This window comes from Burkholderia puraquae (assembly GCF_002099195.1).
In the GTDB taxonomy this organism is placed as follows: Bacteria; Pseudomonadota; Gammaproteobacteria; order Burkholderiales; family Burkholderiaceae; genus Burkholderia; species Burkholderia puraquae.
Map to the genome: position 1 here is coordinate 114,573 of NZ_NBYX01000017.1, position 20,627 is coordinate 135,199.

Sequence of the window (20,627 nt, forward strand, 5' to 3'; positions counted from 1 at the left end):
TTCAAAATAGCTCGAATCGGCTCATCTTCGTGTACTCAGGATAATTCAAGGTGATCACGTGAACCGCGGTTATTTTCCCTTTTCCCACACGCGCATTGGCCGGCGAGTCGTGCGTTCCGCGCTGCTCGCCGGCGCGGCCATACCGTGGACGTCGGCGGCACAAGTCAGCGGCGGCCCGCAACTCGCGGACGGCATCACACTCGAAGTCGCCCCAGGAGACTATTCGACGACCGCCTCCGGCAAGGCCGTGCTTTCCGCGGTCAACGGCGGCGTGCTGACGACCGTCGGCAAAACCCGCATCTTCTCCACCGGGAACGTCTCCGCAGGTGCCGCCGCGTGGGGCACCGGCTCGCGCGTCGTCCTGCGCGACACGGAAATCCGCACGCGCGGCGACTCGAGCGCGGGCATCGATCTTCGTCACGGCGGCAGCGCCTCCGCTGAAAACATCTCCATCGATACCGACGGCGACTACGCGCACGGCGTATATATCGACGGTGCCAACGGCCATCTGTCGCTCTCCGGCAGCGTGATCGTCACGCGCGGCAAGGAAGCGTCCGGCATCGCCACGGTTCTGGTCCCGGGCGGCACCATCGACGTGGCCGACACGCTGATCCGGACCAGCGGCCTGTTCGGCACCGGCCTGTCCATCAGCTACGGCGGCGTCCGGGCCACATTGAAACGCACCGACATCCGCACCGACGGCGACTATGCATCGGTCCTGTACATGCCGAGTGCGTCCACGGTTGCATTCAGCGACTCGCATCTCGAAACCAGCGGATACGCGGCGCTCGGCGTGGACACCCGCGAGGGCAACGTCGAACTCGCCCGCACGCGCGTCGTCACGCATGGCGTCAGTTCACACGGGCTATATGTATCGAAGGAGTACACCGACACACCCGTCGTCGATGCAACCGATACCTACGTGACCACCACCGGCAAGGGCGCGATCGGCGTGGTCGCGCGGCTTGGCGGCAAGGTCGCGATGACGCGCGGCGGCATCCTGACGAGCGGCGAGCGCGCGCGCGGGGTGCTGTCGGCCGGCGCGGAATCCGTTGCCGCCCTCACCGATACGACCGTCGAAACCCACGGCGCCGAAGCCGCCGCACTTTATGCGAGCGCCGGCGGCGCCGTCGACCTGCTGCGCAGCGACGCACGCACGACCGGCACCGGCGCCTATGCCGCAGCCGTCTATGGCGGAACGCTGACGGTCGACGACAGCTCGCTCGTCAGCGAACACCACGGTGCGATCGACGCGTCCGATGCGACGATCAGCCTGCGAAACGGCGCACGCGCCATCGGCGGCAACGGCAAGCTGCTGTCCGTTCATGCCGAGTCGGGCGCACCCGTGAGTCTGACGCTCGATTCCCGGTCCTATGCCCAGGGCGACATCGTCAACCATCCCACCGACGACGGCAGTCCGACCGATGCCGTGACGGACGTCAAGCTCGCGAACGGGTCCGCGTGGACCGGCGCGACCGACGCGGTCCGCGCGCTGTCGCTGGACACGAACAGTCTCTGGACCGTCACCGCCGATTCGACGGTCGGTTCCGTCGCGCTGAACGATTCGACGATCGCATTCGACGCGCCCGCAGCCGGCGTGCCGCCGACGCCGCGCACGCTCGTCGTAACCGGCGACTATGCGGCGCGCAACGGCAAGCTCGTCCTCCATACGACGCTGCAGGACGACGCATCGCCCACCGATCGCCTCGTGATTGACGGCGGCCACGCGTCGGGCGACACCGGCATCGTCATCAAACGCTCGGGCGGCGACGGCGCGCCAACGACCATCGGCATCCCGATCGTCGAAACGCGCAATGGCGGCACGACCGACGCGTCGGCGTTCACGCTCGATGCGGCATCGGACGGCTACCGGCAAGGCTTCGGCACATTGTCTGCCGGCGGCTACGACTACATGCTCAAGCGCAGCGGCCAGGGCGGCCGGGAGGACGACTGGTATCTCGTCTCCGCGGCGAAACCCGTACCGCCGGAGCCGCCGCAGCCCCCCGGCCCCGTCGATCCCGAGCCGTCGATCCGCCCGGAAATCGATCCGCCCCCCCGCACTGCCGCCCCGGAGCCGGATGCGTATCTGGCGAACGCCGATGCAGCGGCGACGATGGCAATCCACACGCTTCATCAGCGCGACGATCGCTCGCTGCGCACCGAAGCAGCGGGCGCGCTCGACGGCGCAGTCTGGCTGCGTGCCGAAGGCCAGATGACGTCGATGTCGGGCGGCAACCGCAGCGTGTCGGGCAACGGCCGCCTGATCCACGCGGGCGCCGACCTGCTCCGCTTCGACGACGGCCGCGGCGGCAGCCTGCGGGTCGGCGCGATGGGCATGTACGGCAGCCAGACGAACTGGTCGACGCGCCCCCTGTGGAACGCGATCGAGCACCGCGTGATGAACGCCACCGCGCGCGGCAGCGTCTCCGGCTACAACGTCGGGCTGTATGGCACGTGGTACGGCAACCGCGACATCCTGACCGGCCCCTACGTCGACGCATGGTTCATGTACGGCGCGTATGCGAACAGCGTCGGCGGCAGCCTCGCGGCCGATTCGTACCGGTCACGCACCGTCACGGGCTCGCTCGAAACCGGCTATTCGTTCGGCTTCTATGAACGCGGCGACACACGATTCTTCGTCGAGCCCGAAGCGCAGCTCGTCGTCTCCGACTATCGCGCGGATGCACACGGCACGGCCGGCGGCCGCATCGACGGCCAGGGCTCCACCGACGTGCTCACCCGCCTGGGCGTGCGCGTGCATGGCATAACCGCCATGCCGCATGGACGCGAACTTCGGCCGTTCATCGAGGCAAACTGGTGGCACGGCCCCGGCTCGCGCTCGCTGACGCTCGATCGCAATGCGTTCTCGTTCAGCGTGCCGCGCGACCGGGCTGCCGTCCGGATCGGCGCAACCGGGCAGTTGAGCCGGCAATTCTCGATTTCGGCCAGCGTCGGCGTGGAAGGCAATCTGTCCGACTATTCGGTCGTCCGGGGGCAACTCTCGGCAAAATATCGCTGGTAAGCCGCGCAGACCGCCGGCGGGGCGTGAAATCCGCGCCCCGTGGAATTCCGCTATACTCTTCCGACTTGCCGCCCGCTTGGCGGCAGTCGGAAGCGCGCCGATTTGCTGACTCGATTGCGGGCGCGCGAACCGGCCGGGCTTGGATGTATCTCTCTGTCCCGGCGGTTCACTACAAATGCGGCTAAAGAGGTCGTCAGCCGCGCATCTCCGACTCCGCGCATCGCCGACACCATTTAGCTGCCCAGTCATAAGGCGGAACGAATGGATTCGATCGGCATCGTCGCTCCACAGACCATGCACTTCGCCGAACCGCTGCGCTTGCAAAGCGGAAGCGTGATCGGCAACTATCAGCTCGTCGTCGAGACGTACGGCGAACTCAACGCCGCGCGCTCGAACGCGGTGCTCGTCTGCCACGCACTCAATGCGTCGCACCACGTCGCCGGCGTCTACGCGGACGATCCGCGCAGCACCGGCTGGTGGGACAACATGGTCGGCCCCGGCAAGCCGCTCGACACCAACCGCTTCTTCGTGATCGGCGTGAACAACCTCGGCTCGTGCTTCGGCTCGACCGGCCCGATGAGCATCGACCCGTCGACCGGCAAGCCCTATGGCGCGAGCTTTCCGGTCGTCACCGTCGAGGACTGGGTGCACGCGCAGGCGCGCGTCGCGGATGCGTTCGGCATCGAACGCTTCGCCGCGGTGATGGGCGGCAGCCTCGGCGGCATGCAGGCGCTCGCGTGGAGCCTGATGTATCCGGAGCGCGTCGCACACTGCATCGACATCGCGTCCACGCCGAAGCTGTCCGCGCAGAACATCGCGTTCAACGAGGTCGCGCGCTCGGCCATCCTGTCCGATCCCGATTTCCACGGCGGCGACTACTACGCGCACGGCGTGAAGCCGAAGCGCGGCCTGCGCGTCGCGCGGATGATCGGCCACATCACGTACCTGTCCGACGACGACATGGCCGAGAAATTCGGCCGCGCGCTGCGCCGCGCCGACGGCGCGCTCGACGCGTACAACTTCAGCTTCGACGTCGAATTCGAGGTCGAGTCGTACCTGCGCTACCAGGGCGACAAGTTCGCCGACTACTTCGACGCGAACACCTACCTGCTGATCACGCGCGCGCTCGACTACTTCGACCCGGCGAAGGCGTTCGACGGCAACCTGACGGCCGCGCTCGCGCACACGCAGGCGAAATACCTGATCGCGAGCTTCTCGACCGACTGGCGTTTCGCACCGGCCCGCTCGCGCGAAATCGTGAAGGCGCTGCTCGACAACAAGCGCACGGTCAGCTACGCGGAAATCGATGCGCCTCACGGCCACGACGCGTTCCTGCTCGACGACGCGCGCTATCACAACCTGATCCGCGCGTATTACGAACGAATCGCCAACGAGGTGGGTGCATGAACCAGCAAGCGCTGAATTCCCTGTCCGCGCGCGCGGACTTCCGCACGATCGCGCGCTGGGTCGAACCGCGCTCGACGGTGCTCGACCTCGGCTGCGGCGACGGCTCGCTGCTCGCGCTGCTGATGGAAGAACTGGACGTGACCGGCTACGGGATCGAGCTCAACGACGCGGGCGTGCTCGCGAGCGCGAAGAATCGCATCAACGTGATCCAGCAGAACCTCGAGGACGGCCTGCGCCTGTTCGAGGATCACAGCTTCGACATCGCGATCCTGTCGCAGACTTTGCAGACGATTCACCAGACGGCCGCGATCCTGCGCGAAACCGCGCGGGTGGGGCGCGAATGCATCGTGTCGTTCCCGAATTTCGGCTACTGGCCGCACCGGCTGTCGGTGCTGAACGGCCGGATGCCGGTGTCGAAGTCGCTGCCGTACCAGTGGCACAACACACCGAACGTCCGGGTGCTGACGATCGAGGATTTCGAGGCGCTCGCGCCCGAAGTCGGCGTGACGATCCTCGACCGCGTGGTGCTGCACGAAGGCCAGCCGATTCGATGGGGAGCGAACTGGCGTGGTAGTCTTGCTGTCTATCGCGTCAAGCGCAGCTGAGCCGGGGAGCCGTTGACGGACGCCGACGGCCCGCACGCACGTGCGGCCGTGCCGCTGCACTACCCGCGCCGCCGCCTGCGCTGTCGCCGCAATCAGTCAACGCTATCCAGTTCCAGTCCATGTCGAAAACGCCACACGAGGCGCCCGCACTCACCGCTCACGAGGATCACCCCGGCTGGCGAGCCTATCTGAACACGCACATGCTGATCTGCGTGTTCCTGGGCTTCACGTCGGGTCTGCCGCTCTTCACGCTCGTCTACCTCGTGCAGGCATGGCTGCGCTCCGAGGGCGTGAACCTGAAGGAAATCGGCCTGTTCGCGCTGATCCAGTTCCCGTATACGTGGAAGTTCCTGTGGGCGCCGCTGATGGACCGCTACGTCCCGCGCCTGCCCGGCTGGCGGCCGGGCCGCCGGCGCGGCTGGCTGCTGCTCACCCAGCTGCTGGTCGCGGGCGCGATCGCCGCGCTCGGCTTCGTGTCACCGCGCGACTCGATCTGGACGGTGGCCGCGCTCACCACGCTCGTCGCGTTCTTCGGCGCGAGCGCCGACATCGTGATCGACGCGTACCGCCGCGAACTGCTGCGCGATACCGAGCAGGGCCTCGGCAACGCGATACACGTGAACGCGTACAAGCTCGCCGCGCTGATTCCCGGCTCGCTGGCGCTGATCCTGTCCGACCACCTGCCGTGGGACGCCGTGTTCGCGCTCACCGGCGCGTTCATGCTGCCGGGCATCCTGATGACGCTCGTCGTGCGCGAGCCCGAAGTGGTCGGCACGCCGCCGCGCAACCTGCGCGACGCGATCGTGCTGCCGTTCCGCGAATTCATCCAGCGCGACGGCTGGGCCGGCGCGCTGCTCGTCATCGCGTTCATCTTCCTGTTCAAGATCGGCGACACGATGGCCACCACGCTGTCGACGTCGTTCTTCCTCGACATCGGCTTCTCGCGCACCGAGATCGGCATCGTCGCGAAGACCACCGCGCTCGTCGCGAGCGTCGCCGGCGGCATCATCGGCGGCATCTGGCTCGTGAAAATCGGCATCGGCCGCGGGCTGTGGATCTTCGGCGCGCTGCAGATGGTGTCGACGCTCGGCTTCGCGTGGCTCGCCCAGCTCGGCCCCGGCTCGCCGGTGCTCGCGGTGCTCTACGACTTCACGGTCGCAGCCAGCCACGCGCTCGCGTCGTTCATGTCGGTGTTCGGTATCGAGATCACGCCAAGGCTGAGCCCGATGACCGTCGCGCTCGCGATCGTCTACGGCTTCGAAACCTTCACGACCGGCCTGACGATGGCCGCGTTCGTCGCGTATATCGCGAGCACGACCGACCCGCGCTATACGGCCACGCAGTTCGCGCTGTTCACGAGCCTCGCGTCGGTGCCGCGCACGCTGGCGTCGGCCGCGAGCGGCTTCGTCGTCGCGAAGATCGGCTGGTACGACTATTTCATCGTGTGTACCGCGCTCGCGATCCCCGGCATGCTGCTGCTGTTCAAGATCGCGCCGTGGAACGGTGCCGCACGCAACGGCGAGGCCAGCCGTGCGCAGTAACGGCCTGCACCGCCTCGCGCGCGTTGCGGCCTCATTGAGCGTCGGTGCCGCGACGCTCGCCGCGGGGGCCGCCCATGCGACCGACGCCGGCACGCCCGCTGCAACCGCCACGGGCGCCGCGCCGGCCGCTGCGCCCGCTTCACCGCCGGCGACTTCGACGCCCGCCGCCCCCGCCCAGCCGGCCGCCGCCGAACCCGCGCAGCCGACCGGCGCAGCCGTGTCGGCGAAGGCTTATGCGCAGACGCCGCAGCAGGTCCGCTACGGCGACGCCATTGCCTTTCGCACGCTGATCCCGTCGCCGCTGCTCGAGCAGCTCACGGCGAACGAATACGCGCAGATCGTGCAGGCGGCCGCCGACAGCAATCGCCTGCTGCCTGCGAACCAGCCGCGCGTGAAGCGCCTGCGCGCGATCGTCGCGAAACTCGCGCCGTATTCGGTGAAATGGAACGACCGCGTGAAGAGCTGGACGTGGGACGTCAACGCGATCCGCTCGCGCGACATTCGCGTGAACTGCCTGCCGGGCGGCAAGGTGCTCGTGTACGGCGGCCTGCTCGATCGCGTCCGCCTGAACGACGACGAGTTCGGCGTGCTGCTCGCGCACGGCATCGCGCATGCGCTGCGCGAACACGCGCGCAGCAACTTCAGCGCGACCTCGCAGACATCGCTGCGCGCGGCCACGCTGCCGCCGCTGTTCGGCGTCGGCGAGCCGCTGCCGCAGGCGCTGAACCTCAGCGAGCGCCTGCAGTCGCTCCACTACGACCCGACCGACGAGACCGAAGCCGACGTGATCGGCGGCGACATCGCCGCACGCGCGGGCTTCGATCCGCGCGCGGCGATCACGCTGTGGGACAAGCTCGCGGTCGCGACACGCGGGAACAAGGCGACGGGCTTCATCTACACGCACCCGTACAGCACCGCCCGCCGCCAGGATCTGCTGAACCGCCTGCCGGATCTCATGCCGCTGTACGCCAAGGCGATGGGCAAGCGCGTCGACACGCTGCCCGACTACGCCGGCATCAGCGCGCAGCGCCGCAAGGTCGTGCGGCGCTGAGCGCCACGCGCGACCGATCGCTACGCATCCCTACGCATCCACTTCCGCCGCGACCGGCCGGGCGCCGCTTTCGCGCATCCAGCGCACCTCGTCACCCGGGCTGCGGCCGAACAGCCGCTTGAACTCGCGGCTGAACTGCGACGCGCTCGCATAGCCGACACGCGCGGCCGCCGCACCGGCGCCCACCCCGTCCTGCACCATCATCAGCCGCGCCTGGTGCAGCCGCGCGGCCTTCACGTACTGCATCGGCGACGTCGCCGTCACGTGCTTGAACTGCGCATGGAACACCGCGAGGCTCATGCCGGCCTCGCGCGCGAGCGTCTCGACGTCGAGGTCGGCCTTCAGGTCGGCATGGATGCGCCGCAGCGCCTTCGCGATGCGACCGAAGTGATGCTGCTGCACGAGCGCCGCGCGGATCGCGTCGCCCTGCTCGCCCGTCAGCACCCGATACGCGATCTCGCGCATGATCGCGGGGCCCAGCACACGGGTGTCGTGCGGCGACGCGAGCGCTTCGAGCAGCCGCACGACCGCGTCGGCCAGCGGCGCGTCAAGCGGGGTCGAATACACGCCGACCGGTTCGCTGACGGCCGCGCCGAGCGTCTCGTCGAGCAGGATCGCGAGCTCGGCGATCACGGCGAGATCGACGCGGATCGAGATCGCGAGAAACGGCTCGTCCATGCTCGCGAAGGTTTCGCATTCGAACGGCAGCGGCACCGACAGCACCAGGTATTGCTGCGCGTCGTACACGAACGAGCGGTCGCCGAGATAGCCGAGCTTGCGGCCCTGGCACACGACGATGATGCTCGGCTCGTACAGCACGGGCATGCGCGGCGCGGGACGGCTCACGCGGAAGAATCGCACGCCGTCGAGCGCCGCGAGCGTGTCGCCCTCGTTCGGCGCGAGGCGCGTGTGCAGCTCGATCATGCGGCGCTGCACGCGGTCGCCCGAGTCAGCAAAAAGGGGCTGGAAGCTCATCTGCGTGGTCCTGTCCGGCAAGAGAATCTGGCTCGCAATGTAGCACCTTGAACGCGTTTTGACGGCTCTTTGCACGCAGTTAGAGAGGAATAGGCAAATCTTCCAGACCTTCGTGTATTTCGCTGCGGCGCTGCGCTCCTTACGATGACGTCCTGCCTCGCCGCATCGCCACATGATGCGACGGCAGTCTGTTTCGCCGGATGCTTTCCGGACAAGGAGCCCATCGCATGAGCACTACCTATGCCTACGCAGCGACCGATTCGCAGTCGCCGCTCGCCCCGTTCGAATTCCAGCGTCGCGCGCTGCGCGACCTCGACGTCCAGATCGACGTCCTCTACTGCGGCGTCTGCCACTCGGACCTGCACCAGGCCCGCAACGAATGGCGCAACACGATCTATCCGGTCGTGCCGGGCCATGAAATCGTCGGCCGCGTGACCGCGACCGGCCCGCAGGTCTCGCGCTTCAAGGTCGGCGAGCTGGTCGGCGTCGGCTGCCTCGTCGATTCGTGCCGCACTTGCCCGAGCTGCGCCGACGGCCTCGAGCAATATTGCGAGAACGGCTTCGTCGGCACCTATAACGGCCAGGACCGCGTGACAGGCGACATCACGTTCGGCGGCTACTCGACGCAACTCGTCGTCGACGAGGCGTTCGTGCTGCGCGTGCCCGAGACGCTCGACCCGGCCGGCGCCGCGCCGCTCCTGTGCGCGGGGATCACGACCTACTCGCCGCTGCGGCAGTGGAACGTCGGCCCCGGCAAGAAGGTCGGCATCGTCGGGCTCGGCGGCCTCGGCCACATGGGCGTGAAGCTGGCGCGCGCAATGGGTGCGCACGTCGTGCTGTTCACCACGTCGCCGTCGAAGATCGAGGATGGCAAGCGTGTCGGCGCGCACGAAGTCGTGATCTCGAAGGACGAAGCGCAGATGAACGCGCACCTGAACAGCTTCGACTTCATCCTGAACACGGTCGCCGCGCAACACGACCTGAATCCGTTCCTGCACCTGCTGAAGCGCGACGGCACGATGACGCTCGTCGGCGCGCCGGAGCACGATCACCCGTCGCCGCAGGTGTTCAACCTGATCTTCAAGCGCCGCCGCCTCGCGGGCTCGCTGATCGGCGGGATCGCGGAAACGCAGGAAATGCTCGACTTCTGCGCGGAGCACGGAATCACGTCGGATATCGAAACGATTCCGATGCAGCAGATCAACGCGGCCTACGAGCGGATGCTGAAGAGCGACGTGAAGTACCGGTTCGTGATCGACATGGCGTCGCTCAAGCAGTAAGCGCCCCCCGGCGGCACGCACGATCGCCGCCCCAAGCGAAACGGGCCGCATGTTCGACATGCGGCCCGTTCCTGCATCCGGCGACCGGATGCCCCGACAGCTACGCGCACGGCGTAGCGCGGGAGGTCACTTCGTGTAGTCGTAGTCCACCGTCAGCGGCGCATGGTCGCTGAACTTGATGTCCTTGAAGATCGACGTGCTTTTCGCGGTGCCGGCCACGCCCGGCGTCGCGATCTGGTAATCGATCCGCCACCCGACGTTCTTCGCATACGCCTGGCCGCGGTTGCTCCACCACGTGTACTGCTCGGCGCGCGGGTCGAGCGTGCGGAACACGTCGACATAGCCGACATCGTCGAACAGCTTCGTGAGCCACTCGCGCTCTTCCGGCAGGCAGCCCGAATTCTTCTGGTTGCTCTTCCAGTTCTTGATGTCGATTTCCTTGTGGACGATGTTCACGTCGCCGCACAGGATCACCTCGCGCTTCTTCTTCAGCGCGGCGAGGTGCGGCATGAACTCATCCATGAAGCGGTACTTCGCCTGCTGGCGTTCTTCGCCGCTCGAGCCGGACGGTACGTACACCGACACGACCGACAGCTTGCCGTAGCGCGCCTCGACGTAGCGCCCTTCGGCATCGAATTCGCTGCTGCCGAAACCGATGATCACGTCATCGGGCTCGCGGCGGCTGTACACGCCAGCACCGCTGTAACCCTTCTTCTCGGCGTGGTGGAAATAGCTCTTGAAGCCGTGCGGCTCGACGAATTCGGCGGGCAGGTCGTCGGCCGAGACCTTGATTTCCTGCACGCACACGCAATCGGCGTTCTGTTCGCCGAGCCACTCGAAGAAGCCCTTCTTCGCGGCGGAGCGGATGCCGTTCAGGTTGGCGGTAATCACTCGCATCATGTCGGATTCCGTTCAGTTCGATGTTTTACAGGGTGGCAGCTTAACGGATCTTCACGCCTTCGAGCTCGGGCTTCGGCGGCGGGAATTCCAGCTTCATGTCGGTCATCGTGCGCAGCAGCAGCTCGGCGATCATCACGTTGCGGTGCGTCTTCGAGTTCGCCGGGATCACGTACCACGGCGCATGCTCGGCGGACGTCGCGGCGAGCGCGTCGCGGTAGGCGGACTGGTACGCGTCCCAGTGCTTGCGCGCGTCGAGATCGGAGATGTCGAACTTCCAGTGCTTGGTCGGATCGTCGATGCGCGCCTGCAGCCGCTCGCGCTGCTCGTCTTTCGAGATGTGCAGGAAGCACTTGATGATCGTCGTGCCGTTCTCGAACAGCATCGTCTCGAAATCGCGGATCTGCTGGTAGCGGCGCTCGCATTCCTTCGCGTCGATCAGGTTGAGCACGCGCGGCACGAGCACGTCTTCATAGTGGCTGCGGTTGAAGATCGCGAGCTCGCCCGCGGCCGGCACCTGCGCATGCACGCGCCACAGGAAGTCGTGCGCGGCCTCGATCGGCGTGGGTGCCTTGAACGGCACCACGCGCAGGCCGAGCGGATCGACCTCGCGGAACACCGCGCGCACGGTGCCGTCCTTGCCGCTGGTATCCATCCCCTGCAGCACGAGCAGCACGCGCTTCTTCTGCTGCGTGTGCAGCCGCTCCTGCTGCACGTCGAGCTCGGTCGACACGGCCGACAGCCGTGCGCGGTCGTCGTCCTTCGAACCGGACGAGAACGGCTTCGCAGCCGGGTCGAACGCATCGAGCTTGAATGCTGCGGCTTCCTTCTCGCGCGTGCTGATCGGCACGCGGAAATCGTCGAGCGACGGTTGCTTCGCCATTCGTTCCTCCGTTGGATGCTGTGGTGCATACGATAACGCACCCAACAACGCAACGGGCCGCGCCGAAGGGGTTCGGGGCGGCCCGTCGTCAAGCGCGGTTCAGGCGCGCGGTCATGCTCAGCCGAGCTTCTTCTTCAGCAGTTCATTGACCTGCTGCGGATTGGCCTTGCCCTTCGTCGCCTTCATCGCCTGGCCGATCAGCGCGTTGAACGCCTTTTCCTTGCCCGCGCGGAATTCCTCGACCGACTTCGCGTTCGCCGCCAGCACCTCGTCGATGATCGCTTCCAGCGCGCCCGTGTCGGAGATCTGCTTCAGCCCCTTCGCGTCGATGATGCGGTCGGCCGCACCTTCGTCGTCCGCCTTCTCTTCCCAGATCGTCGTGAAGATTTCCTTCGCGATCTTGTTCGAGATCGTGCCGTCGGCGATGCGCTGCAGCACAAGCGCGAGCTGCGCGGCCGAGACCGGGATCGCGTCGATCTCGATGCCGTCGCGGTTCAGCTGCGACGATACGTCGCCCATCAGCCAGTTTGCGGCGATCTTCGCGTTCGCGGTGCCGGCCTTCGCGACCACGGACTCGAAGTACGCAGCCATCGCCTTGCTCGACGTCAGTACGCCCGCGTCGTACGCGGACACGCCGTATTCGTCGGCGAAGCGCTGCTGCATCGCGGCCGGCAGCTCGGGCATCCCGGACTGCACGCGCTCGATCCAGTCCTGGCCGATCACGAGCGGCATCAGGTCGGGGTCGGGGAAGTAACGGTAGTCGTGCGCGTCTTCCTTGCTGCGCATCGATGCCGTTTTACGCTTGTCCGGGTCATATAGGCGCGTTTCCTGCACAACTTCGCCGCCATCCTCGATCAGTTCGATCTGACGCTGCACCTCGTAGTTGATCGCCTCTTCGAGGAAACGGAACGAGTTCAGGTTCTTGATTTCAGCGCGCGTGCCGAATTCCTTCTGACCCACTGGTCGTACCGACACGTTCGCATCGCAGCGGAACGAGCCTTCCTGCATGTTGCCGTCGCAGATGCCGAGCCACACGACGAGCGCATGCAGCGCCTTCGCATACGCGACCGCCTCGGCCGCGCTGCGCATTTCCGGCTCGGTGACGATCTCGAGCAGCGGCGTGCCCGCGCGGTTCAGGTCGATCCCCGTCATCCCTGCATAGTCCTCATGCAGCGACTTGCCAGCGTCTTCCTCGAGGTGCGCGCGGGTCAGGTTGACCGTCTTCTCGTACGCCGGCTTGCCGGCCTTTTCGTTGGCCGGTACCTGGATCGTGATCTGGCCGCCCTGCACGACCGGAATCTCGTACTGGCTGATCTGATAGCCCTTCGGCAGATCGGGGTAGAAATAATTCTTGCGCGCGAAGATGCTGCGCGGCGCGATGGTCGAGCCGATCGCGAGGCCGAAGCGGATCGCGCGTTCGACCGCGCCGCGGTTCAGCACCGGCAGCACGCCCGGCAGCGCCAGGTCGACCGGGCAGGCCTGCGTGTTCGGCTCGGCGCCGAACTGCGTCGACGCGCCCGAGAAAATCTTCGAGACGGTCGACAGTTGCGCGTGCGTCTCGAGACCGATAACGACTTCCCATTGAGTCATGCTTATACCCCCGCCGGAACTTGCTTGTGCCAGTCGGTCGCGCGCTGGAACGCGTCGGCGACCTGCAGCATCCGGGCTTCGTTGAAATAGTTGCCGATGATCTGCAGGCCGACCGGGCGCTTCGCGTTCGCGCCCGCGCCAAAGCCGCACGGCACGCTCATGCCGGGCAGGCCGGCGAGGCTCACCGACAGCGTGTAGATATCCGCGAGATACATCTGCACCGGATCGTCGCCCTTCGAGCCGAGATCCCAAGCGACCGTCGGCGAAGCCGGGCCCATGATCACGTCGCAGGCCTTGAACGCTTCCTGGAAATCGTTCGCGATGATGCGGCGGATCTTCTGCGCCTGCAGGTAGTACGCGTCGTAGTAGCCGTGCGACAGCACGTAAGCGCCGACCAGAATCCGGCGCTTCACCTCGGGGCCGAAGCCTTCCGCGCGCGACTTCTTGTACATGTCGAGCAGGTCGCCGTACTGCGCGGCGCGATGGCCGAAGCGCACGCCGTCGAAGCGCGACAGGTTCGACGAGGCTTCGGCCGGCGCGATCACGTAGTACACGGGGATCGACAGTTCCGTCTTCGGCAGCGACACGGGCACGAGCGTCGCGCCGAGCGCTTCATACTGCTTCAGCGCCGCGTCGATCGTCGCGCGCACGTCGTCGGCGAGGCCTTCGCCGAAATACTCGTTCGGCAAACCGATGCGCAGGCCCGCGAGCGGCTTGCCCGCGTCGTTGCCGGCCGCCCACGGCTGGCCGAGGTGGCGCGTGAAGTCTTCGTCGTCGCGCTCGAGGCTCGTCGAGTCGCGTTCGTCGAAGCCGGCCATCGCGTTCAGCAGCAGCGCGCAGTCGGACGCGCTCTGCGCCATCGGGCCGCCCTGATCGAGCGACGACGCGAACGCGATCATCCCGTAGCGCGACACGCGGCCGTAGGTCGGCTTGATGCCCGTCACGCCCGCGAACGACGCGGGCTGGCGGATCGAGCCGCCGGTGTCGGTGCCGGTCGCGGCCGGCGCGAGGCGCGCGGCGACGGCCGCCGAGCTGCCGCCCGAGCTGCCGCCCGGCACCGCGTTCGTGTCCCACGGGTTCTTCACCGCACCGAACGCCGAATTCTCGTTCGACGAGCCCATCGCGAACTCGTCCATGTTGGTCTTGCCGAGCGTGACCATGCCGGCCGCCTGCAGGCGGGCAACGACGGTCGCGTCGAACGGGCTCTCGTAGTTCGCGAGCATCTTCGAGCCGGCGGTCGAGCGCCAGCCGCGCGTGACGAAGACATCCTTGTGCGCGATCGGCAGGCCGGTGAGCGCGCCGCCCGCGCCGCGCGCGAGCTCTGCGTCGGCAGCTTTCGCCTGCGCAAGGGTCAGATCGGCATCGACGTGCACGAACGCGTTCAGGTCGCGCGCGGCGTCGATCCGTTTCAGGTAGAGCTGCGCGAGCTCGACGGCCGAGCATTCCTTGGCGGCGAGCGCGGCGCGCAGTTCGGTCAGGCTTTTTGCGTGCATTGAGTGGTTTTCCTGGGAATTCTGGGTGGCGTGCGGCGCGGAGGCGGCAGCACGCTTGTCATCGAATGCTTACTCGATCACCTTCGGCACGAGATAGAGGCCGTCCTGGACGGCCGGCGCCGGACGCTGGTTGTCGTCGCGATTGACGACTTCCGTCACGGCGTCGTCGCGCAAGCGCTGCGCGACTTCCTGGATCTGTTCGATCGGGTGGGCGAGCGGCGCGATGCCGGCGGTGTCGACCGCCTGCATCTGTTCGACGAGGCCGAAGAATTCATTGAGCTGGCCGAGCATGTGCTCGGCGTCGGCGTCGGCCATTTCGAGTCGCGCCAGGTGCGCGATGCGTTTCACATCGGTCAGGGTCAGGGCCATGCGATCACCGGAAAAACAAGGCTGCGCAGCGCATCAAAAGCAGCGCTGCGGCGGGGGGTTGGAGGGTGCGATCCCACCCTCAAAAATCGGGGCCGAAGCGGCAAAAATACCGCCCGTTTCGATTCAAATACCGTGAAATTATAAGGTATCATTACGCGTTCGACCCAAACCCGGCAGCCTTTTCCCGCACCGTTTCGCCCCGCTTCGGCAAGCCGTGCGTGCTTCGTGCGATCCCCGGTAGACATCACTCGCAGCTTCGTGCGCCGCGGCGGCCGCTTCCGCCACGCTTCCCGAGGCTGTTATTTTTTCCGCTGCCGCCCTCAGCGCTCGCTATGCAGGGCCGGCCCAGAGCGAAACAGGATTCTGAATGTTCGGTTTTTTGCGCAGCTACTTCTCCAACGATCTTGCGATCGACCTCGGCACCGCAAACACCCTGATCTACATGCGCGGCAAGGGCATCGTGCTCGATGAGCCGTCCGTCGTGTCGATCCGCCAGGAAGGCGGCCCCAACGGCAAGAAGACGATCCAGGCGGTCGGCAAGGAAGCCAAGCAGATGCTCGGCAAGGTGCCGGGCAACATCGAGGCGATCCGCCCGATGAAGGACGGCGTGATCGCCGACTTCACCGTCACCGAGCAGATGATCAAGCAGTTCATCAAGACGGCCCACGAGTCGCGCATGTTCTCGCCGTCGCCGCGCATCATCATCTGCGTGCCGTGCGGCTCGACCCAGGTCGAGCGCCGCGCGATCAAGGAAGCCGCGCACGGCGCCGGCGCATCGCAGGTCTACCTGATCGAGGAGCCGATGGCGGCCGCGATCGGCGCAGGCCTGCCGGTGTCGGAAGCCACCGGCTCGATGGTCGTCGACATCGGCGGCGGCACGACGGAAGTCGGCGTGATCTCGCTCGGCGGCATCGTGTACAAGGGTTCGGTGCGCGTCGGCGGCGACAAGTTCGACGAGGCGATCGTCAACTACATCCGCCGCAACTACGGGATGCTGATCGGCGAGCAAACCGCCGAGGCGATCAAGAAGGAAATCGGCTCCGCGTTCCCGGGCTCCGAAGTCAAGGAAATGGAAGTGAAGGGCCGCAACCTGTCGGAAGGCATTCCGCGCAGCTTCACGATCTCCAGCAACGAAATCCTCGAAGCGCTGACCGATCCGCTGAACCAGATCGTGTCGTCGGTGAAGATCGCGCTCGAACAGACACCGCCGGAACTCGGCGCCGACATCGCCGAACGCGGGATGATGCTGACGGGCGGCGGCGCGCTGCTGCGCGACCTCGACCGCCTGCTCGCGGAAGAAACCGGCCTGCCGGTGCTCGTCGCCGAAGATCCGCTCACCTGCGTCGTGCGCGGTTCGGGCATGGCGCTCGAGCGCATGGACAAGCTGGGCAGCATCTTCTCGTACGAGTGATCGTCCAGGCAGTTCCCTGACATGACGCACCCGCGGCGTGGCCGGATCGCTCGTTCAGAACGAACCGCCGCGCCGTTTGCGCGTCTGAGCATCATTTAACCGATCATTCGCGCCCGGCGCCGACCATGGAATACAGTCCGCCGCCCCTCTTCAAGCAAGGTCCGCCCGCGCTCGCGCGGCTCATCTTCTTCGTTGCCCTCGCCATCGCGCTCCTCGTATCGGACGCGCGCTTCAGCACGCTCGAAATCGTCCGCGGCGTGCTCGGCACCGTGCTCTATCCGCTGCAGCGCGCCGCGCTCGTGCCGCGCGACCTGTTCATGGGCGCGGCCGACATCGCCGTCACCGGCGCGTCGCTGCGCCACGAGAACGACGACCTCCGCAAACGCAACCTGCAGCTGTCCACGCAGGCCAACCAGGCCGCCATGCTCACGCAGGAGAACGCGCACCTGCGCGCGGTGCTCGAGCTGCGCCAGCACATCGCGACGCAATCGACGCCGGCCGAGATCCAGTACGACACGAGCGATCCGTTCACGCAGAAGATCGTGATCGGCCACGGTTCGCAGCAGGGCATCCAGAACGGCGCGCCCGTCGTCAGCGAGAACGGCGTCGTCGGCCAGGTCACGCGCGTGTTCCCGCTGCAGTCCGAAGTCACGCTGGTCACCGACCGCGATCTCGCGATTCCCGTGCAGGTGCTGCGCACCGGCCTGCGCAGCGTGATCTACGGCACGCCGAAGGGCGATTCGCTCGACCTGCGCTTCGTGCCGACGAGCGCGGATCTCATCGTCGGCGACGAACTCGTCACGAGCGGCCTCGACGGCGTCTATCCGCCCGGCCTGCCGGTCGCGAAGGTCGTGCGCGTCGACAAGCTCGCCGATACGGCGTTCGCGCGCGTGACCTGCGCACCGATCGCCGCCGTGCGCGGCGCGCGCCAGATGCTCGTGCTGCATTACCAGAACGACATCCCGCCGCGCCCGGCCGAGCCCGATCCGGCCGCCGACAAGAACACGAAGGGCAAGAAAGGCGCAAAAGCCGCCGCGAAGGGCGAGAAGGCTGACGCGAATGCGAAGCCGGCCGCCGCAGCCCAGCCCGCCGCGAAGCCCGCGCCTGCGGCACCGGCCGCTCCGGCCGCTCCGGCCAAGCCTGCCGCCACGCCCGCGAAGCCCGCGGCCGGGCAACCGGGAGCCCAGCGATGAATCGCCCGCAATACATCCTGCAGCCGGTCAATCCGTACTTCATCGTCTTCAGCCTCGCCGCCGCGTTCCTGCTGAACCTGATGCCGTGGGGCCGCCTGCCCGGCGTGCCCGACTTCGTCGCGCTCGTGCTGCTGTTCTGGAACATCCACCAGCCGCGCAAGGTCGGGATGGGCGTCGCGTTCGCGCTCGGCATCCTGATGGACGTGCATGACGCGGGGCTGCTCGGCGAGCACGCACTCGCCTATACGCTGCTGTCGTACGGCGCGATCACGATCCACCGCCGCGTGCTGTGGATGCCGATCGGCGTGCAGGTGCTGTATGTCACGCCGCTGCTGGTCGTCGCGCAACTCGTACCGTTCGTGATCCGCCTCGTGATGGGCGCCGCGTTCCCGGGCTGGCGCTACCTGGTCGACGGCTTCGTCGAAGCCGCGCTGTGGCCGATCGCGAGCCATCTGCTGCTGATGCCGCAACGCCGCCCGGTCGATCCGGACGATACGCGCCCCATCTGAGCCAGGGGCCTGCCTTGAATATCCGCCGCCTCCACGCCCGCCGCGCGCCGCGCTCCGGGGCGGCACCTCGCCCGCGCCCGTGCCCGCACGCCGTGCACGGGCCAGATCGAACCTAGCCGCATGACCGAATTCAACGACACTCAACAGCAGCTCTCGAAGTTCCGCCTGCGCGTCGCGGCGGCGGGCGTGTTCGTGTTCGTCTGCTTCGGGCTGCTCGCGAGCCGCTTCTTCTACCTGCAGTTGATGCAGCACGGCAAATACGCGCTGCAGGCCGAGGAAAACCGCATCTCGGTCGCGCCGATCGTACCGAACCGCGGGATCATCACCGACCGCAACGGCGTGATCCTCGCGAAGAACTATTCGGCTTACACGCTCGAGATCACGCCATCGAAACTCGACGACACGCTCGAGAACACGATCGACAAGCTGTCCGAGATCATCCCGATCGACGCACGCGACCGCCGCCGCTTCAAGAAGCTGCAGGAAGACTCGAAGAACTTCGAGAGCCTGCCGATCCGCACCCGGCTCACCGACGCGGAGGTCGCGCGCTTCACCGCGCAGCGCTTCCGCTTCCCCGGCGTCGACGTGCGCGCGCGGCTGTTCCGGCAATATCCGCTCGGCACGACGGCCGCGCACGTGATCGGCTACATCGGCCGGATCTCGAAGCGCGACCAGGATCGCATCGACGCGATGAGCGACGACAACGACAGCGATCAGGAAAACTACGATCCGCGCCGCGACGCGAACAACTACAAGGGCACCGACTACATCGGCAAGATCGGCGTCGAGCAGAGCTACGAGACCGAGCTGCACGGGCTGACGGGCTTCGAGGAAGTCGAGGTGACGGCCGGCGGCCGGCCCGTGCGCACGCTGTCGCGCACGCAGGCGACGCCCGGCAACAACCTCGTGCTGTCGCTCGACATCGGGTTGCAGCAGGTCGCCGAGCAGGCGTTCGCCGGCAAGCGCGGCGCGCTGGTCGCGATCGAACCGAAGACGGGCGACGTGCTCGCGTTCGTGTCGTCGCCGAGCTTCGACCCGAACTCGTTCGTCGACGGCATCGACCAGCAGACCTGGGACGAGCTGAACAACTCGACCGACAAGCCGCTGCTGAACCGCCCGCTGCACGGCACCTACCCGCCCGGCTCGACGTACAAGCCGTTCATGGCGCTCGCCGGCCTGACGCTCGGCAAGCGCACGCCGGGCTGGGGCTTCCAGGATCCCGGCTACTTCACCTTCGGCGGCCACACGTTCCGCAACGACGTGCGCTCGGGCCAGGGCTGGGTCGACATGAACAAGGCGATCATGGTGTCGAACGACACCTACTTCTACATGCTCGCGCGCGACCTCGGCGTGAACTCGATCGCAAACTTCATGAAGCCGTTCGGCTTCGGCCAGATCACCGGGATCGACATCCAGGGCGAGGCGCGCGGGATCCTGCCGTCGACCGACTGGAAAAAGAAGGCGTTCAAGAAGGCCGCGCAGCAGAAGTGGTTCGACGGCGAGACGATCAGCCTCGGGATCGGCCAGGGCTACAACTCGTTCACGATCCTGCAGCTCGCGCACGCGACCGCGACGCTCGCGAACAACGGCGTCGTGATGAAGCCTCACCTCGTGAAGGAAGTCGAGGATCCGATCACGCGCGGGCGCCGCCTGACCGTGCCGAAGGAAAGCGAAGTGATCCCGCTCAAGCAGGCCGACATCGATGTCGTGAAGCGCGGGATGGAGAACGTGATCGAGAACCCGTCCGGCACCGCGTACAAGGTGTTCCGCGGCGCGCCGTACCTCGCCGCCGGCAAGACCGGTACCGCGCAGGTGTTCTCGCTGCAAGGCTCCAACTACAAGGGCCACCTGCTCGCCGAGCACCTGCGCGACCACGCGCTGTTCATCGCATACGCGCCGGTCGACCATCCGCAGATCGCCGTCGCGCTGGTCGTCGAAAACGGCGGTTGGGGTGCGCAGGCCGCCGGCCCGATCGCGCGCCGCGTGCTCGACTTCTTCCTCGTCGACCGCCAGAACCCGCAGAACGAGGCCGCGGCCGTGGCTGCCGCGGCGTCGGCGACCGAACCCGTCAACGCGCCGGTGATCGGCGACGCGAACAAGCCTGCTGCCGTCGCGGCCGGCTTCACGGCGCTGCCGCAGCCGGTCGTGCCGACCGCGGCCAGCGCGGCGGAAGCGGCATCGGCCGCGGCGGCCTCCGATGCATCGGCTGCCGCCGGCGCGGGCGCCGCCCCGCCGGCCAGTGCCGCTGCGCCGAGGGCCGCGAGCCTGCCGCCGATCCGGCGTCCGCACCGGCCACGCCGGCCCGCCAGCGATGCGCAGCCGCTCGTCGCCACGCCGCGCGACGACAACCACCGTGCGACGGCCCCCGCGAAAGCGGCCGACGCCGGCACCGCTCATTAAC

16 protein-coding genes are annotated in these 20,627 nt (G+C 67.1%); 10 read left to right on the forward strand and 6 right to left on the reverse strand.

All coding sequences use genetic code 11. The annotated features are described in order from the left end of the window. Nucleotides 1-58 precede the first annotated feature (58 nt). From B7G54_RS27510 to B7G54_RS27535, 5 genes are all read left to right on the forward strand, one after another. Nucleotides 59-3,022, forward strand: a complete 2,964-nt coding sequence (locus B7G54_RS27510) for an autotransporter outer membrane beta-barrel domain-containing protein (RefSeq protein ID WP_085041927.1) — start codon at nucleotides 59-61, stop codon at nucleotides 3,020-3,022. Between the two features lie 261 nt (nucleotides 3,023-3,283). Continuing rightward, entirely contained in the window at nucleotides 3,284-4,429 is a 1,146-nt protein-coding gene (gene metX, locus B7G54_RS27520) for a homoserine O-succinyltransferase MetX (protein WP_085041928.1), read from the forward strand. Further along, on the forward strand, nucleotides 4,426-5,034 hold the full coding sequence (metW, locus tag B7G54_RS27525) for a methionine biosynthesis protein MetW (RefSeq protein ID WP_085041929.1): 609 nt from the start codon (nucleotides 4,426-4,428) through the stop codon (nucleotides 5,032-5,034). Before metX ends, metW begins: the two co-directional genes overlap by 4 nt. Before the next feature lie 119 nt (nucleotides 5,035-5,153). Further along, nucleotides 5,154-6,575 carry an AmpG family muropeptide MFS transporter gene (locus B7G54_RS27530; RefSeq protein ID WP_085041930.1) on the forward strand — a complete coding sequence of 474 codons (1,422 nt, stop codon included), beginning with the start codon at nucleotides 5,154-5,156 and terminating at the stop codon, nucleotides 6,573-6,575. Continuing rightward, on the forward strand, nucleotides 6,565-7,626 hold the full coding sequence (locus tag B7G54_RS27535) for a M48 family metallopeptidase (protein WP_085041964.1): 1,062 nt from the start codon (nucleotides 6,565-6,567) through the stop codon (nucleotides 7,624-7,626). Before B7G54_RS27530 ends, B7G54_RS27535 begins: the two co-directional genes overlap by 11 nt. Before the next feature lie 30 nt (nucleotides 7,627-7,656). Here the strand turns inward: B7G54_RS27535 and B7G54_RS27540 are convergent, their stop codons facing one another. Beyond that, complete coding sequence (locus B7G54_RS27540; RefSeq protein WP_085041931.1) at nucleotides 7,657-8,601, reverse strand: AraC family transcriptional regulator; 945 nt, start codon at nucleotides 8,599-8,601, stop codon at nucleotides 7,657-7,659. A gap of 227 nt (nucleotides 8,602-8,828) precedes the next feature. On the opposite strand from B7G54_RS27540, the gene B7G54_RS27545 reads away from it, so the two are divergent. Further along, nucleotides 8,829-9,881, forward strand: coding sequence for an NAD(P)-dependent alcohol dehydrogenase (locus tag B7G54_RS27545; RefSeq protein WP_085041932.1), 1,053 nt, complete (start codon nucleotides 8,829-8,831; stop codon nucleotides 9,879-9,881). 126 nt (nucleotides 9,882-10,007) lie between these two features. Here B7G54_RS27545 and B7G54_RS27550 read toward each other — a convergent pair whose 3' ends face one another. The 5 genes from B7G54_RS27550 to gatC all read right to left on the reverse strand — a co-directional run bounded on the left by B7G54_RS27550 (nucleotide 10,008) and on the right by gatC (nucleotide 15,113). Continuing rightward, a complete protein-coding gene (locus B7G54_RS27550; RefSeq protein WP_085041933.1) occupies nucleotides 10,008-10,781 on the reverse strand; it encodes an exodeoxyribonuclease III in 774 nt (257 codons plus the stop codon). Nucleotides 10,782-10,821: 40 nt separating this feature from the next. Next, the gene (locus B7G54_RS27555) at nucleotides 10,822-11,661 is read right to left on the reverse strand and encodes a polyphosphate kinase 2 family protein (protein WP_085041934.1); all 840 of its coding nucleotides are present in this window, start codon (nucleotides 11,659-11,661) and stop codon (nucleotides 10,822-10,824) included. 117 nt (nucleotides 11,662-11,778) lie between these two features. Next, a complete protein-coding gene (gatB, locus tag B7G54_RS27560) occupies nucleotides 11,779-13,251 on the reverse strand; it encodes an Asp-tRNA(Asn)/Glu-tRNA(Gln) amidotransferase subunit GatB (RefSeq protein WP_085041935.1) in 1,473 nt (490 codons plus the stop codon). A 2-nt stretch (nucleotides 13,252-13,253) separates the two neighbouring features. Continuing rightward, entirely contained in the window at nucleotides 13,254-14,744 is a 1,491-nt protein-coding gene (gene gatA / locus B7G54_RS27565) for an Asp-tRNA(Asn)/Glu-tRNA(Gln) amidotransferase subunit GatA (RefSeq protein ID WP_085041936.1), read from the reverse strand. 69 nt (nucleotides 14,745-14,813) lie between these two features. After that, complete coding sequence (gene gatC / locus B7G54_RS27570; RefSeq protein ID WP_006477478.1) at nucleotides 14,814-15,113, reverse strand: Asp-tRNA(Asn)/Glu-tRNA(Gln) amidotransferase subunit GatC; 300 nt, start codon at nucleotides 15,111-15,113, stop codon at nucleotides 14,814-14,816. Nucleotides 15,114-15,480: 367 nt separating this feature from the next. Between gatC and B7G54_RS27575 the strand changes: the two genes are divergently transcribed. From B7G54_RS27575 to mrdA, 4 genes are all read left to right on the forward strand, one after another. Further along, nucleotides 15,481-16,524 carry a rod shape-determining protein gene (locus tag B7G54_RS27575; protein WP_004189550.1) on the forward strand — a complete coding sequence of 348 codons (1,044 nt, stop codon included), beginning with the start codon at nucleotides 15,481-15,483 and terminating at the stop codon, nucleotides 16,522-16,524. Nucleotides 16,525-16,649: 125 nt separating this feature from the next. Further along, entirely contained in the window at nucleotides 16,650-17,717 is a 1,068-nt protein-coding gene (gene mreC / locus B7G54_RS27580; RefSeq protein WP_085041937.1) for a rod shape-determining protein MreC, read from the forward strand. Then, the gene (gene mreD / locus B7G54_RS27585; protein ID WP_009687274.1) at nucleotides 17,714-18,226 is read left to right on the forward strand and encodes a rod shape-determining protein MreD; all 513 of its coding nucleotides are present in this window, start codon (nucleotides 17,714-17,716) and stop codon (nucleotides 18,224-18,226) included. Before mreC ends, mreD begins: the two co-directional genes overlap by 4 nt. A gap of 120 nt (nucleotides 18,227-18,346) precedes the next feature. Beyond that, on the forward strand, nucleotides 18,347-20,626 hold the full coding sequence (gene mrdA, locus B7G54_RS27590) for a penicillin-binding protein 2 (protein ID WP_085041938.1): 2,280 nt from the start codon (nucleotides 18,347-18,349) through the stop codon (nucleotides 20,624-20,626). The last annotated feature ends 1 nt before the right edge of the window (nucleotide 20,627 follow it).